Raw genomic sequence first — 14,007 nt, 5'->3', positions numbered from 1 at the left:
GCGCCGACTATCGTGCCACAGTCTAGAATCTACTGATATCCTTTTTAAGGATTAGAAATGAGTAAACCCAAAATGGCCAACCCCGATGATGGCCTATATAAACCAGGGACAAAACTCAGACATATCAAGACCGGTGGTTTTTATAGGGTCATTTTCTTGGCAAATATTGAAACCACTCTTGAACCAGCCTATGTCTATGAGTCCATGCAATCTCATGATTTTTGGATCAGGCCACAATCAGAGATGGAAGATGGCCGCTTCGAGCTCGCTAACCACTAGAAGAAATCAAAAATGACTGAGGACAGAATCACCAATCTCGAAATCAAGCTCAGCTTTGCTGAAGACCTTATTGGAAAACTTAATGAGACAGTTTACAAACAGAAATAACAAATTGAATTTCTGTATCGTGAGTTAAAGGCAACGAAAGAACAGGCCAGCTCTGGCGGGCATGGCGCCACCAGCCTCAAAGATGAAATCCCACCGCACTATTAATCGGCTGTTACCATAGAAGCGCTATCGTATTCTGAATGCGCCGTTAATCATCTTTGCTATTAATCATTTTGATGATCCCATCATGAACAACTTAACGCTATTTCTGGTCCAGTGGAGCTTAACATCCCTTTCGCTCTGGGTGGCCAGTTATATCTTCAGCGGCATTAAATTTGCAGATGGTGGCTCCTTATTGATTGCGGCCTTGGTTCTGGGCTTTGCGAATGCTGTAGTCAAACCCCTGCTGATCCTGTTCACGCTACCCCTAACAGTAGTCACCATGGGGCTTTTTCTGTTAGTGGTAAATGCGTTGGTGTTGATGCTTGTTGGCGCACTAGTATCAGGCTTCACGGTATCCAGCTTTTGGACCGCTTTTTTTGCCAGCATTTTTATTTCACTATTCAGCCTGTTTGTCAGCGGCTTAGTTTTCTAATTCTTTACACCAGGATAGATATCCGACCAAGAGTGCAGTGCGGTTTTACAAGGCTGAACCGTATTCTTGGTCGCCAACGACTTCGCGTTTTCAGCTAAAACAGTTGCACCGCCCGTCAATATTCCCAATCCAATCGATACGGCACTATTGACGACACCCTCTTTGTTAAGTCCTACCTGTGGGTTCATTAAGGTTCCCTACAACTGCACTAAACCACCAAGATTGACGCCCGTTGTTAAACCCGACCGACTCTTAGGTCGATCTTAATATTGAGAAATTCTGTTTTTAAGTCAACCGAGCCTGACATCGTCATATTCAGACGATCAGTGAACTACGCCAAATGAATTATTCAAAATAATTTCGCCGTTATTCAACGGTAAATAGGCTACCGCACACTCCAAAGTCGTTTGGTCAGCTCGTTTTCGCATCGGATTAACGGCATTCACAACCGTACTCAATAAATCGCCACCTGCATTCACAATGCTTGCATCCAATACGCCTTCGGCAATCGCAATTCGCACTGCTCCATTTGCTTTTCCTGGCAATTGATGCAATGAGATGCCAGAGCTACGCAAGTTCAATGCAATTTCAGTGGCCCCTCCTTTGACTTTTGCCGACGAACCCAGGATGTCCATCAGCTGTTCCAGAGTAAATCCCTGGGCAATGCCTTTTAGCGATACTGTCGAATTGGCACTTTGCAATTCTGAGAGATTTTCTTGAATCTCGACAGCACCTTTATTGCCAACCCCAAACCTGAGGGCGCTCACACCAATATTTGAGCCATTAAATACAAATTTGCCTTTTAAGCCCGTAACTGGTAATTGCCCTGAGATACCCAGCTCATCTATATCAACAGATAGCGTACCCTTTGCTTGAGGCATTACTTCAAACGGCAGCACGTCATCGCTAAAGAAAAATTTACTGATGATGGTATTGCTACTGAGCTGGACTTATTAGAGGGGCTTGATGCCGCAATCACAGCCGACCCTGCCAAGGGTGCAAATTCAAACGATTTTGACTGTATCTGCAGGCTAAAGCTTGGCTCAATGTTTGGCCTTTTATCAGTCTCTCCATCAACCTGCAAAACCTTTCCATTCACAGAGAGATTGAGTTGGACAGGCATTTTGACAGGACGCACATCCCATTGATTCAAAATCTCTTGTAGATTGCCCGTTTTCGCTTTAATACCTAACTGATAGTTTTCATACTGGACTTGCCCCGAAATACTGTTTTTATTACTTCCGCCAGATAAGGACAGCTAGAGGCTTGAAACAGCTTGGGAGAAGATCCATAGGCATGGTATTGAATTCTTGCATCCGCCACATTGATGTTCTGAATACGCAATGAATCCGTTTGAGCAGAAGTTGCGCTGTCAACAGATTGTGAAGCAATGGCTGGACCTAGATTCGACGTTTGCGAAGAATCAAAATTCCAATTACCCTCTCCTGCCTTGTTGGTTTGAAGCAAAGCATCCACTCCGGTAAAGTTGATAGTATTGAACGCTACCACCCCTCTTAACAAAGGCAGCAGCTCAATATCGAACTCCATTCGCTTTACGTTAAGCATTTCTGAATTGGCTGACCAAGGAGCATTACTCAGAGAAACCTGCTGTGCAGTAATACCAATCGAAGGAAAGAGCCGCAGGCTCACAGGGCCAGCAATTTTCAGGTCACGGCCTGTGGCGGATTTAACAGTAGAGCCAATCAATTGGGTTAATTGATCTGGCTTAATCGATGTAGATATATACCAGACTGCAAGTAGAGCGACCAGCACCAAAGGCAGCAATGCATATAGGCAAACTTTAATTACTCTTTTCATTTACCTTGATTCTAAATGGCTAGATTAAAATGGGGCAACGAGCACCGAAAATTTCCCAAAATGCCCTTCCTGCCAGGAAGATATGACTTATCCCGATGGGGACAATTATGTTTGCGCCCAATGTGGCCATGAATGGCCGATGCAGGCTATCTCTGAGGAAGAGATAGGGTTAATTGTTAAAGATGCCAACGGCAATCTTTTGAGTGATGGTGATACTGTTTCCCTTATAAAAGACCTAAAGGTAAAAGGCTCATCAACTACCCTTAAAGTCGGCACCAAAATCAAAGGAATTCGCCTTGTGTCAGGCGATCATGAGGTCGACTACAAAACAGAAGCAGGCAATATGCTGCTCAAAGCCTGCTTCTTGAAGAAAGCTTAGTAACTTATCTAGGTTGCGCTTGCTTTCTTAAGTACTGCATAAATCTGGTCTTTAAGCAATAGTTTTTCTTTCTTGAGGGTTTCGATTTCCTCTGGAGTGCTCGGCTCCTGGTGACCCTCCATGCGCAAGATCTTGGCATCCAAATTATTGTGCTTATCAAACAAATGTGAAAAATGACGATCCGTTGTTTTTAATTTGGTAATTAAGTCGCGATATTCGGGAAACATGAAATCTCTCTTTATGGAATTAAGTTAATCAATACTGCCCAGTTACAGTGTAGCAACCTGAATTACCAAGAACAATACATTCAAAAAAATTTATATTTCCATTCAACCCTATTTTTACTCTGGTAATTAGCATGGTTGACCTCAGGCTGATTTAATCATTTTGCAAACAATTTGCAGTAATACGGTAAGTACTGAGCATCACCATCAAGAATCACCTCATAAAGGATTGAACTATGGCTACCAAAAAGTCAGCAGTAAAAAAGAAAATAGCTACTAAAGCAGTAAAAGCGGTCAAAAAAGTGTCTGCCAAAAAACCATCTGGAAAGTCATTAGCTAAAAAGGCATCTAAACCTGCTACCAAGAAGGTGGCGGCCAAAAAACCTGCTGCCAAGAAAGTCGTTACCAAAAAGGTAATCACGAAGAAACCAGCCGCTAAAAAGTAACTAAAAAAAGGGGGCAACAAAGTCGCCTAAAGTCGATCAATACGGCTTGGAAAAGGATGATGAGTTTATGGTCTCTACTTCGCAAAATCCACTAGCAAAGGCTTGGTTGAGGTCAACCCCTGCACATTTTCACTAATGTATTGGTGGAAAGGTTTATTAGGCTATCCAAACATGATTGAAATTTCCTAAGGTAGCAATACTGCAATGTTGCAGTTTGAATCCACCTTTGGAGGTGGTGATTCTGGAGAAACCGAACTCACCGAGCAAGATGTATTAGATATCGATCACATCATTGAGGTCGATGAAGAAGAAATGTTGATCTCCCTCTACTCCTATGTGCCCATTCCTGTCCCAGAGAAACTCGTAGGCACATTGAGTCTATCGACTCTGAATATCAATCCTGAAACCCGCTACGGCAGTCTAGAACTTTGCACCACTGAAAATGAAGATGGTGAAACAGAGCACTTCTTGCGCTATCGCGTCGCCACCTATTTAAGAGGCATCAAATCTGGAAAAGTCGAGGCCATTGAAAGCATGGTCACGAACGGTTCTGAATTTTTTGGTCTTGCCCTAGATGCTATGTGCGTGAACAAGTCCATCAAGAAATGGTTGCTGAGTTAAATTAGCGGCACAAATAGTTGTAAGTCATCGGAAAGCGGTCATTGACTGTTTTTCGACTATCCATAATCGTTGCCGTTCTTTTTCCAAGCTTCTTGCACTCAGCGGTTGCCACTTCCTGAGCTTCGCTTTCCTTGGCATCCTTTGGCGCATGTACGCCAACGGTTCCATCCGATTGCTGATACATCCCAAACTGACTGGGCGGCGTTGAACATGCGGCAGCAGTCAAAATGATGGCGCTAGAGCACAATAAACGATCGATCTTCATCATGAATTTATCTGAATTAAATAGCATTTGGCGGAGAGGGAGGGATTCGAACCCTCGATAGGTTTTATCCTACGCCGCATTTCGAGTGCGGTACATTCAACCACTCTGCCACCTCTCCGATGCCTACAGGCTTATACAACTTTAAACCTGCTGGAAATAATAATGCCTGCTATTGCTGGCAAACGCCAGTCATTAACAGTCCACCAGAAAAAACCCAAAGGGCTTTTTACTGCTGGATACAAACTCTTCGATACTTAGATAATCAACAAATGCACCATTTTTACCAGCAGACTTTTGCACCCAAATAACTTTGTATGCGTTACTGCTACTGCCAGAGGCAATTATCTTCGGGTTTTTAGAGAGTCAATCACATCTCCAATCACCTCGCCAGTTCTTTTGAACACCGCAAATTCTTGACCGACTCTAGGGCTATCCTAAATAACGGCTAGCTCTCCGTTAGTTTTAATATAAGCGTCACTCAGAACCTCGCATCGATAGGTTTTCTCGATAGCAAAAACGTCTTGAGCAATCATGATGGCGCTAACCCAAATGAGATTGCTGAAGAGTCGATTCATTTCAGAAAGTCTACCAATCAAAATTAAATGGGTTTGAGCACTCCCAAGCCACCCAAATAGGGTTGTAATGCCTTCGAAATCGCAACACTGCCATCAACTTGCTGTTTATTCTCGATCAAGGCCACTAAGGCTCTACCGACGGCCAATCCCGAACCATTTAAGGTGTGAACTAACTCTGGCTTCCCTTGGCCCGCTTTAAATCTTGCTTGCATACGACGTGCTTGGAAATCCCCCATGCTTGAGCATGAACTTATCTCACGATAAGCATGTTGCGATGGCACCCAAACCTCGAGGTCATAGGTCTTAGTACTACCAGAGCCCATGTCGCCAGTACAGAGCAATACTTTTCTGTATGGCAACTCGAGTAACTCAAGGATTCTTTCTGCGTGACCTGTTAATTCCTCTAGCGCTTGCATCGAGTTGTCAGGCTTTGTAATTTGCACCAACTCAACTTTATCAAACTGGTGTTGGCGAATCATCCCGCGCACATCCCGCCCATAGCTTCCCGCTTCGGAACGAAAACACGGTGTATGTGCAACAAACTTTAAGGGAAGTGAATCCGCATTCACGATCTCATCCCTGACTAAATTGGTTACTGGCACTTCTGCGGTTGGAATGAGGTAAAAGTTTTCGGTATTCGCCTCGCCACCCGCATTGTCTGACTGCGCTTCACCACCCATTTGACGGGGAACCTTGAAAAGGTCTTCCTCAAACTTCGGCAATTGCCCAGTTCCACGCATGGAAGCGGCATTCACCATATAGGGCGCATAAACTTCTTGATAGCCATGGTGGCTAGCATGCGTATCAATCATAAACTGCGCTAAAGCACGATGTAATCGAGCAATGAGTCCTTTTAATACCACAAAGCGTGAGCCACTTATTTTGGCGGCCACTTCAAAATCTAAACCTAGTGGACCACCAAGATCCACATGATCTTTAATTTCAAAATCAAATATTGGCTGCTCGCCCCAGCGTTTTATTTCTTGATTCTCGGTCTCATCTTTACCAGTAGGTACTGACTCATCCGGCAAATTGGGAATACCCATTAAGAAATCAGTAATCTCAGCTTGTAGGGTACTCAGTCGTACCGCGCCAGATTCCATATCGCTATTTACTTGGGCAACTTCTGCCATTTCTGCAGAAGCATCTTCACCTTTGCCCTTCTTCATCCCAATTGCTTTAGACAATTGGTTGCGTTTAGCCTGCAACTCTTCTGTACGCGTTTGCAACGACTTTCGTTCTGATTCCAGCGTGTTGAATTTTTCAACATCCAATTGAAATTTACGAGTAGCCAAACGCGCTGCAACTGCGGCGATATCTTTACGAAGTAATTGCGGATCAATCATATATTGCTCAGAAAGGGAGATAGGCTCTAGTTTAAGCGCAAGACTTCAGCGCCGACAGGCGGCGTGAAATTAAAACGATTGGCAGGCAGATTGACGTTGATTTGAATCTTTTCAAGAGTTACCAAAACAACGCTTCCTAAGCCATCCATCAATTCAAGTGCTTTGGGCAGACCGTTGCTCATTCCAATCGATATCTTGGTATAGGGCAGATCACTTTGCTTCTTGGCGTTGGGATCAGCTTTGGGAACGAGGGCTACCCATTTCATACCCAAACGCTCCTCGCCATCTACCAATTGAAAATGCCGGTCTAGCGATGTTTCTCCAAAGAGAAACGCCGCAGGAGTTGAGGCAATGGCTTGACCCGCTGGACGAAACGTCGCTTGATTTAAATCTTTATCCCACAAAATAAGTTGACTGCCGTTGGCAATTAGTTTTTGTTCATAGGGTTTTTGGGTGTCCCATACAAAGCGGCCAGGACGTTGAAAGACAAAATGCCCTTGAGTTTGGCGAACCACTTTTAAACCTTTGTCTTGAGGTTCAATTGCTTTAGGAGCGCGCAATTGTTGCTGCACAAAATCACCCTCAGCCGTTTTGGAATTGCGAACAAAATTGCGTAGTTGCTCAGAACCACTCTCGCTCTGAGAAATAGCAGCTCCTGAGAAGAGGATGCTAGTGATACCGATAGCAATTTGAATAATTGCTGCAGAAATATGTCGTTGCAAAATCAAACCTTACTCAGAGGAGCGATGCAAAATCTCGCGGTTCCCGCCATTACCCATCTTAGACACTAAACCAGCCTTTTCCATATCTTCTAACAGTCGCGCTGCACGGTTATATCCAATGCGCAAGTGTCTCTGAACCAAAGAAATCGATGGGCGCTTGTTTTCTAGAACAAGCGCCACCGCTTGGTCATACAGAGGGTCGGCTTCACCACCACCCTCACCCGTTAAAGCATCGACGTTAGACTCATCAGCGCCTTCAAGAACGCCATCAATATAATTGGCCTCGCCCCTCTCCTTGAGCCACTCAACGACACGATGCACTTCATCATCCGATACAAATGCCCCGTGAACGCGAACTGGCAGTCCAGTTCCAGGCGCCATGTACAACATATCGCCCATACCGAGTAACGCTTCTGCGCCCTGCTGATCCAAAATGGTTCGGCTATCAATCTTGCTACTGACTTGGAACGAAATACGGGTTGGTACGTTCGCCTTAATCAGGCCCGTAATCACATCCACACTCGGACGTTGCGTTGCCAGCACCAAATGAATTCCTGCGGCACGTGCTTTTTGCGCGATGCGCGCAATCAATTCTTCAATCTTCTTGCCAGAGACCATCATCAGGTCAGCCAGCTCATCAATCACGATCACGATGACTGGTGCCTTGTAGATTGGCTCTGGATCCTCTGGGGTCAAGCTAAATGGATTAGTGAGCTTTTCGCCACGCTCTTCTGCTTCCAGAATCTTTTTATTAAAGCCAGCAAGATTACGAACACCAAACTTACTCATGAGCTTATAACGACGCTCCATCTCGTTTACTGCCCAATTCAGCGCGTTATACGCTTGCTTCATGTCGGTTACGACGGGGCAAAGCAAATGCGGAATCTTGTCGTAGATTGCCATCTCTAGCATCTTCGGATCAATCATGATCAAGCGCACTTCATCAGGCTTCGCCTTAAAGAGTAATGACAGGATCATGGCATTGATACCTACCGATTTACCTGCACCAGTAGTACCCGCTACCAAACAGTGCGGCATCTTCGCCAAATCTGCGACCATTGGGCTACCCGAAATATCTTTACCCAATGCCAGAGTCAACAAGGAGTGGTTGTCGTTGTAGACCTGCGAAGTCAGAATCTCAGATAAGTAAACAGATTGACGTGTGGGGTTTGGTAATTCCAAAGCCATGCAGGTTTTACCGGGAATGGTTTCAACCACACGCATGCTCACCACGCCCAAAGAGCGCGCTAAGTCTCGCGAGAGATTAACAATCTGACTGCCCTTTACACCAACGGCTGGATCAATCTCATAGCGAATAACCACAGGGCCTGGGTAAGCCGCAATCACAGTGACCTGAACGCCAAACTCGGCTAACTTGCGTTCAATTAAGCGAGAGGTAAATTCCAGGACATCAGCAGAAATCGTTTCTTTAGCTTCAGGAACTGGATCAAGCAATGCTAATGGTGGCAATTCTGAATCGGGAATATCCACAAAGAACGGTTGTTGTTTTTCGCGCTCAACACGAGCACTCTTGGGAATCTCAATTGGCGCACGCACAATTTGTACGGGCGCGGCAACCTCAACACGCCCACGAATCTCCTCAACAAATTCTTCGCGCTCTTCAGCAGCCGCTTCACCAAGCTTGCGATCTTCCTCGCTATCGCGACGCTCGCGAATACGCAGAAAGCTGACCTCTAAAAAACGCCCAACTTTTTCTACAACGTCGAGCCACGAAAAATGCAAAAACAGGGAGAGCCCTGCGCACAGACCAAAAAGTAGAACAAGTGTTGCGCCAGTGAATCCCAAGGACATTTGCAACGGATCGCCAATGAGCTCACCCAGAATGCCTCCAGGCGGTCTAGGAGGTTGCCAGAACAGTGTATGCAAACGAATGGACTCAAGGCCCATACTGCAGACTAGGGTCAATCCAAAGCCAAGCCAGCGAACCGATAATGAATCCGGCTTCGCTTCAGGATCGGGTGGAAGCGGAACGCTCCAAAGCTCACGCCAACCCTGCAAGACTCGGCGACCAAACAACGCTACCCACCAAAATGCAGAGATCCCAAAGATATACAGCATTAAGTCTGCTAAATAAGCGCCAAAACGACCCCCAAGATTCTTGGGAGCCTCAAAACTGGCATGAGACCAGGCTGGATCAGACTTGGAATAGGTCAGCAAAATGGCAAATAGGCCCAAGCACAAGCCCAAAGAGATGAACCACCGGGCTTCCAAGAGGAGGCGGGGTATCCGGCCCTGCCCGTTGCTGTCGGGTGGCTGGGGGCTCATTGAAGCCTTGGACTTCGGATATACGGTTCTCGCCATGTTCTGCTGATTGTAAACAAGCAAATCTATAATTTGGGTATGACTACAAATACCCCAAAACACTCCAAAGTTCTCATTCTCGGATCCGGCCCTGCGGGCTATACCGCAGCCGTCTACGCTGCCCGAGCCAATTTAAATCCTACCCTCATAACCGGCTTGGTTCAAGGGGGGCAATTAATGACCACGACCGACGTTGAAAACTGGCCAGCCGACCCAGAAGGCGTTCAAGGACCTGAGCTCATGGCGCGCTTTTTGAAGCATGCCGAGTATCTCAATACTGAGATCATTTTCGACCATATCCACACTGCTGCGCTTACCGAAAAACCGATCCGCTTAGTTGGGGACTCTGGCACCTACACCTGCGATGCACTAATCATTTGCACGGGCGCTTCCGCACAATACATTGGCCTACCAAGTGAAGAGGCATTTATGGGTCACGGTGTTTCTGGTTGCGCAACTTGCGATGGCTTCTTCTATCGCAATCAAGATGTTTGCGTTGTCGGTGGCGGCAATACCGCAGTTGAAAAGGCGCTTTATCTCACGGGTATTGCAAAAAAAGTTACCGTGATACATCGTCGCGATAAATTTCGCGCCGAGCCAATTTTGAATGATCGCTTAATGGCAAAAGTAGCCGAAGGAAAAGTCGAGCTCAAGTTAAATGCGATGCTGGATGAAGTGCTTGGTGACGACAAGGGTGTTACGGGTGTGCGCATTAAGAAATACGATAGCAGCACCGAAGAGATTGCAGTAACGGGTGCGTTCATTGCAATTGGTCACAAACCTAATACCGAACTCTTTGTAGGTCAGTTAGATATGAATAACGGCTACATCAAGACGCATTCTGGCCTTGAAGGTAATGCCACCGCCACCAATATCCCAGGCGTATTTGCGGCTGGCGATGTGCAAGATCACATCTACCGCCAAGCGATTACCAGCGCGGGCACAGGGTGTATGGCTGCATTAGATGCGCAACGGTATTTAGAAACTCTTGAATAAGTTAGTTAAGAGTAGTTAATAAAAAAACGCCTAGCAATGCTAGGCGTTTCTGTTTGTGCCTACTTAAATACCCAAAGCTAGGAGAGCAACCTCAGGGGCGCGATCTAGAATCTTTAATAAAGCCTTAGCAGCGCCAGTTGGACAACGTTTACCTTGCTCCCAATTGCGAATGGTTTCGAGGGATACCTCAATTCGATTTGAGAATTCCTGTTGGGATAATCCAATGCGCTCACGCACACGTTTTGCATACTTTGCCGCATCCTGCATTGCCTCGGCATCATCCTCTTTTTGATGCTGGCGAATAAGGCGTTCAGTAGTTTCATCAAGCAACTTTTTATTCACAAAGCCTTTGGGGAAGCTTTTAGGGTTATTTAGATCAACTTTTACCCGCACAATTTTTTTCATAACGCTTGACCTCCCTACTGTTAGCTCTTCTGGCCGAAATAATTCGAATGGCATTTTGTCTTTTGGTAAAAACAACTACAATGCAAAATCGAAATTTCGGGAAATTTGGCATGCGTTACTTTTAGCCAAATCCCATTCAAAATTCATTGACTCAATAGTAGTTCAATGAACTACCCATTGTCAAGCGCTTCACATCAACAAAAACGCCTAGCATTGCTAGGCGTTTTTGATTGTTACTGCTGCAGCAATTACACAATGCTTAATGTGAGATCACTAGCAAGAGTGGCGCGATGAGCAACGCCACGATGTTAATGATCTTCATAAGCGGATTAACAGCGGGACCAGCAGTGTCTTTGTAGGGATCGCCTACATCTTAGCGTTATCCCAAGCGCCACCACCTGTACACATCGAGATCGCTACAAATAATCCCGTGATGATAGTGCCCATTAATAAGCCGCCTAATGCAGCAGGTCCAAGTAATAAACCCACTACGATTGGCGCAATGACTGGTAACAATGAGGGAACGATCATCTCTTTAATTGCAGCAGAGGTCAGCATGTCAACAGCTTTGCCATATTCAGGCTTTGCAGTACCCTGCATGATTCCCGGAATATCGCGGAACTGGCGACGCACTTCTTCCACCACAGCACCTGCGCAACGACCCACAGCCTCCATAGCCATCGCACCAAACAAATAGGGGATCATGCCGCCAATAAAGAGACCGATGATGACCATATGTTTGAGAGATCAAACGAGATCTGTTGACCAATGCCTTCAAGAGCATGGGTATAGTCAGCGAAGAGCACCAAAGATGCCAGACCAGCCGAGCCAATGGCATAACCCTCTTGGTCACTGCTTTGGTGGTATTGCCAACTGCATCTAATGGATCGGTAATATCGCGTACAGCTTGTGGCAATCCTGCCATCTCTGCAATACCGCCTGCATTATCTGTAATGGGTCCGTAAGCATCGAGTACCACCACGATACCTGCCATTGACAACATGGAGGTTGCAGCAACTGCAATACCGTACAAACCGGCCAACCAGTAGGCAGCAAAGATTGTGATACACACAAAGATCACTGGATAGGCAGTAGATTTCATAGAAATACCCAAGCCTGCGATGATGTTCGTGCCATGACTCTTAGTAGAGGCCTCAGCAATATGTTGAACTGGCTTGAACTGGGTACCAGTGTAGTACTCGGCAATCCAAACCAATGCTGCAGTCAGCAAGAGTCCGACAACTGTCGCGCCAAATAAACGCCACTGACTACCTAGAATACCCAAAGCATCATCTGGCATCACAAAATTCGTGACAAAGTAGAACGCGATGAGTGACAAGACACCAGCAATGATGAGGCCCTTATACAAAGCAGGCATTACATTCTTCATGCCGGGCGTTGCCTTCACGAACGAACATCCCACAATCGATGCAATGATCGATACACCGCCAAGTACTAATGGATAAATGATCGCAGCTACTGGAGCGCCGGCCACCATCAGTGAACCTAGCACCATAGTTGCAATTAAGGTCACTGCATACGTTTCAAATAAGTCAGCCGCCATACCTGCACAGTCACCCACGTTATCGCCAACGTTATCGGCAATCACCGCGGGATTGCGCGGATCATCTTCTGGAATACCTGCCTCTACCTTGCCAACCAGGTCAGCACCAACGTCAGCACCCTTGGTAAAGATGCCGCCACCCAAACGAGCAAAGATGGAAATCAATGAGGATCCGAATGCCAAACCAATTAATGGATGCAGTACAGAAGAGAGGTCTTGTCCTGCACCAATGGAGACCAGGAACACAAAGAACAAGCCAACACCCAAGAGACCAAGACCAACTACCAACATACCGGTAATAGCCCAGCCTTTGAATGCCACATTGAGCGCTTCATTCATGCCTTTAGTGGCTGCTTCAGCAGTACGAACGTTGGCGCGTACCGAAACATTCATGCCAATAAATCCACAGGCGCCCGAGAGAACTGCACCAACCACAAATCCAATCGCAGTGGCGAAATCCAAGAAGAGCGCCATCAGAATGATCAGAACCACGCCGACAACTGCAATCGTTTTATATTGACGCGACAGATAAGCGGCCGCGCCCTGCTGAATCGCCTCTGCAATCTCTTGCATTTTGGCGTTGCCGGTACTTTGCTTCAAAATCCAGCCGCGCATCACAAAACCGTAAATCACGGCCAGGACACCGCACGCCAAGGCAAAATACAAGCCTAAAGTGACATTACTCATGCTTGAACTCCCTAAAGTTGACCTTTATTGTTTTGTATTACTAGCGCTTAGGTAGACCTGGTTTCTGAAAGCTTTAAACTATGTCTTTAAGCTGTATCAGTATGTAGCAGAATCACCCCTGCGCCCCCTATCCAGGATCAGGGTATTTACTAATCTATATCGGAGTATTTATGAGTCTCGACAACGTCAAGACAGGCAAAAAGATCCCTGAGAGCTTCAACGTCATTATTGAAATCCCTATGAACGCGGATCCAATCAAGTATGAAGTGGATAAAGAAAGTGGCGCCATATTCGTAGACCGATTTATGGGTACTTCAATGCATTACCCATGTAACTATGGTTACATCAATAAAACGATTGCTGGTGATGGCGACCCAGTTGACGTCCTCGTGATTACGCCTTTCCCATTAATTCCAGGTGTGGTTGTTAGCTGCCGTGCGATTGGTATTTTGTTAATGGAAGATGAAGCAGGCCAAGACGCCAAACTTTTAGCTGTTCCAGAAGATAAGATTTTGCCTATCTACACCCACTGGCAAAAGCCAGAAGATATGAACCCATTGCGCTTGGATCAGATCCAACACTTCTTCGAGCACTACAAAGATCTCGAAAAAGGTAAATGGGTCAAAGTAAAAGGCTGGGGTGGTGTTGCTGAGGCTCATAAAGAAATTCTGGAAGGTATTGAGCGTTACAACAAAGAACACGCGTAATTTCGTTT

The 14,007-nt window shown here is 46.0% G+C and carries 17 protein-coding genes, 1 tRNA gene and 3 pseudogenes; 9 read left to right on the top strand and 12 right to left on the bottom strand.

The features are described 5' to 3' along the window. Positions 1-57 precede the first annotated feature (57 nt). The 3 genes from BQ1619_RS02665 (at position 58) to BQ1619_RS02655 (ending at position 922) form a co-directional block, all read left to right on the top strand. The gene (locus BQ1619_RS02665) at positions 58-279 is read left to right on the top strand and encodes a hypothetical protein (RefSeq protein WP_114662087.1); all 222 of its coding nucleotides are present in this window, start codon (positions 58-60) and stop codon (positions 277-279) included. Positions 280-291: 12 nt separating this feature from the next. Then, a complete protein-coding gene (locus BQ1619_RS09570) occupies positions 292-387 on the top strand; it encodes a SlyX family protein (protein ID WP_231968447.1) in 96 nt (31 codons plus the stop codon). A gap of 184 nt (positions 388-571) precedes the next feature. Continuing rightward, positions 572-922 carry a phage holin family protein gene (locus BQ1619_RS02655; protein WP_114662085.1) on the top strand — a complete coding sequence of 117 codons (351 nt, stop codon included), beginning with the start codon at positions 572-574 and terminating at the stop codon, positions 920-922. On the opposite strand, the gene BQ1619_RS02650 is transcribed toward BQ1619_RS02655, so the two are convergent. Together BQ1619_RS02650 and BQ1619_RS02645 are read right to left on the bottom strand one after the other, a co-directional pair. Beyond that, positions 919-1,110 carry a hypothetical protein gene (locus BQ1619_RS02650; RefSeq protein WP_114662083.1) on the bottom strand — a complete coding sequence of 64 codons (192 nt, stop codon included), beginning with the start codon at positions 1,108-1,110 and terminating at the stop codon, positions 919-921. The two genes, BQ1619_RS02655 and BQ1619_RS02650, sit on opposite strands and share 4 nt — an antisense overlap. Before the next feature lie 135 nt (positions 1,111-1,245). After that, complete coding sequence (locus BQ1619_RS02645; protein ID WP_114662081.1) at positions 1,246-1,803, bottom strand: AsmA family protein; 558 nt, start codon at positions 1,801-1,803, stop codon at positions 1,246-1,248. On the opposite strand from BQ1619_RS02645, the gene BQ1619_RS02640 reads away from it, so the two are divergent. After that, a complete protein-coding gene (locus tag BQ1619_RS02640) occupies positions 1,795-2,070 on the top strand; it encodes a hypothetical protein (protein WP_114662079.1) in 276 nt (91 codons plus the stop codon). The genes BQ1619_RS02645 and BQ1619_RS02640 overlap by 9 nt on opposite strands. A 40-nt stretch (positions 2,071-2,110) precedes the next feature. Here the strand turns inward: BQ1619_RS02640 and BQ1619_RS02635 are convergent, their stop codons facing one another. Further along, entirely contained in the window at positions 2,111-2,740 is a 630-nt protein-coding gene (locus BQ1619_RS02635; protein ID WP_114662077.1) for an AsmA family protein, read from the bottom strand. A gap of 55 nt (positions 2,741-2,795) precedes the next feature. Here BQ1619_RS02635 and BQ1619_RS02630 point away from each other — a divergent pair. Continuing rightward, positions 2,796-3,119: pseudogene (locus BQ1619_RS02630) on the top strand (zinc ribbon domain-containing protein YjdM); the annotation flags it as partial. A gap of 8 nt (positions 3,120-3,127) precedes the next feature. Here BQ1619_RS02630 and BQ1619_RS02625 read toward each other — a convergent pair. Then, positions 3,128-3,346 (bottom strand): YdcH family protein, encoded by a 219-nt coding sequence (locus tag BQ1619_RS02625; RefSeq protein ID WP_114662075.1) that lies wholly within the window; start codon positions 3,344-3,346, stop codon positions 3,128-3,130. A 233-nt stretch (positions 3,347-3,579) separates the two neighbouring features. Here BQ1619_RS02625 and BQ1619_RS08960 point away from each other — a divergent pair. Together BQ1619_RS08960 and BQ1619_RS08955 are read left to right on the top strand one after the other, a co-directional pair. Continuing rightward, positions 3,580-3,786: pseudogene (locus BQ1619_RS08960) on the top strand (histone); the annotation flags it as partial. Positions 3,787-3,993: 207 nt separating this feature from the next. Next, entirely contained in the window at positions 3,994-4,410 is a 417-nt protein-coding gene (locus BQ1619_RS08955) for a hypothetical protein (RefSeq protein WP_197711828.1), read from the top strand. Between the two features lies 1 nt (position 4,411). Here the strand turns inward: BQ1619_RS08955 and BQ1619_RS02615 are convergent, their stop codons facing one another. From BQ1619_RS02615 to BQ1619_RS02595, 6 genes are all read right to left on the bottom strand, one after another. Continuing rightward, positions 4,412-4,678 carry a hypothetical protein gene (locus BQ1619_RS02615; RefSeq protein WP_231968446.1) on the bottom strand — a complete coding sequence of 89 codons (267 nt, stop codon included), beginning with the start codon at positions 4,676-4,678 and terminating at the stop codon, positions 4,412-4,414. Positions 4,679-4,703: 25 nt separating this feature from the next. After that, a tRNA-Ser gene (locus tag BQ1619_RS02610) sits at positions 4,704-4,793 on the bottom strand. Between the two features lie 316 nt (positions 4,794-5,109). Continuing rightward, positions 5,110-5,250 carry a hypothetical protein gene (locus BQ1619_RS08605; protein WP_162784580.1) on the bottom strand — a complete coding sequence of 47 codons (141 nt, stop codon included), beginning with the start codon at positions 5,248-5,250 and terminating at the stop codon, positions 5,110-5,112. Positions 5,251-5,273: 23 nt separating this feature from the next. Continuing rightward, positions 5,274-6,596, bottom strand: a complete 1,323-nt coding sequence (serS, locus tag BQ1619_RS02605; RefSeq protein WP_114662074.1) for a serine--tRNA ligase — start codon at positions 6,594-6,596, stop codon at positions 5,274-5,276. A gap of 26 nt (positions 6,597-6,622) precedes the next feature. Beyond that, a complete protein-coding gene (locus BQ1619_RS02600; RefSeq protein ID WP_231968445.1) occupies positions 6,623-7,318 on the bottom strand; it encodes an outer membrane lipoprotein carrier protein LolA in 696 nt (231 codons plus the stop codon). A gap of 9 nt (positions 7,319-7,327) precedes the next feature. Then, a complete protein-coding gene (locus tag BQ1619_RS02595; RefSeq protein WP_415065897.1) occupies positions 7,328-9,604 on the bottom strand; it encodes a DNA translocase FtsK in 2,277 nt (758 codons plus the stop codon). Positions 9,605-9,679: 75 nt separating this feature from the next. Between BQ1619_RS02595 and trxB the strand changes: the two genes are divergently transcribed. After that, positions 9,680-10,636 (top strand): thioredoxin-disulfide reductase, encoded by a 957-nt coding sequence (gene trxB, locus BQ1619_RS02590; protein ID WP_114662072.1) that lies wholly within the window; start codon positions 9,680-9,682, stop codon positions 10,634-10,636. A gap of 63 nt (positions 10,637-10,699) precedes the next feature. On the opposite strand, the gene BQ1619_RS09565 is transcribed toward trxB, so the two are convergent. Then, the gene (locus BQ1619_RS09565; protein ID WP_114662071.1) at positions 10,700-11,041 is read right to left on the bottom strand and encodes a helix-turn-helix domain-containing protein; all 342 of its coding nucleotides are present in this window, start codon (positions 11,039-11,041) and stop codon (positions 10,700-10,702) included. A gap of 259 nt (positions 11,042-11,300) precedes the next feature. Beyond that, positions 11,301-13,292: pseudogene (locus tag BQ1619_RS02575) on the bottom strand (sodium-translocating pyrophosphatase). A gap of 170 nt (positions 13,293-13,462) precedes the next feature. Here BQ1619_RS02575 and ppa point away from each other — a divergent pair. Next, positions 13,463-13,999, top strand: coding sequence for an inorganic diphosphatase (ppa, locus tag BQ1619_RS02570; RefSeq protein WP_114662070.1), 537 nt, complete (start codon positions 13,463-13,465; stop codon positions 13,997-13,999). The last annotated feature ends 8 nt before the right edge of the window (positions 14,000-14,007 follow it).

The organism is Polynucleobacter necessarius (assembly GCF_900095195.1).
Taxonomy (GTDB): Bacteria; Pseudomonadota; Gammaproteobacteria; order Burkholderiales; family Burkholderiaceae; genus Polynucleobacter; species Polynucleobacter necessarius_G.
Note: the sequence above shows the minus strand (reverse complement) of the source record. Positions and strands in the feature narration are given on the sequence as shown.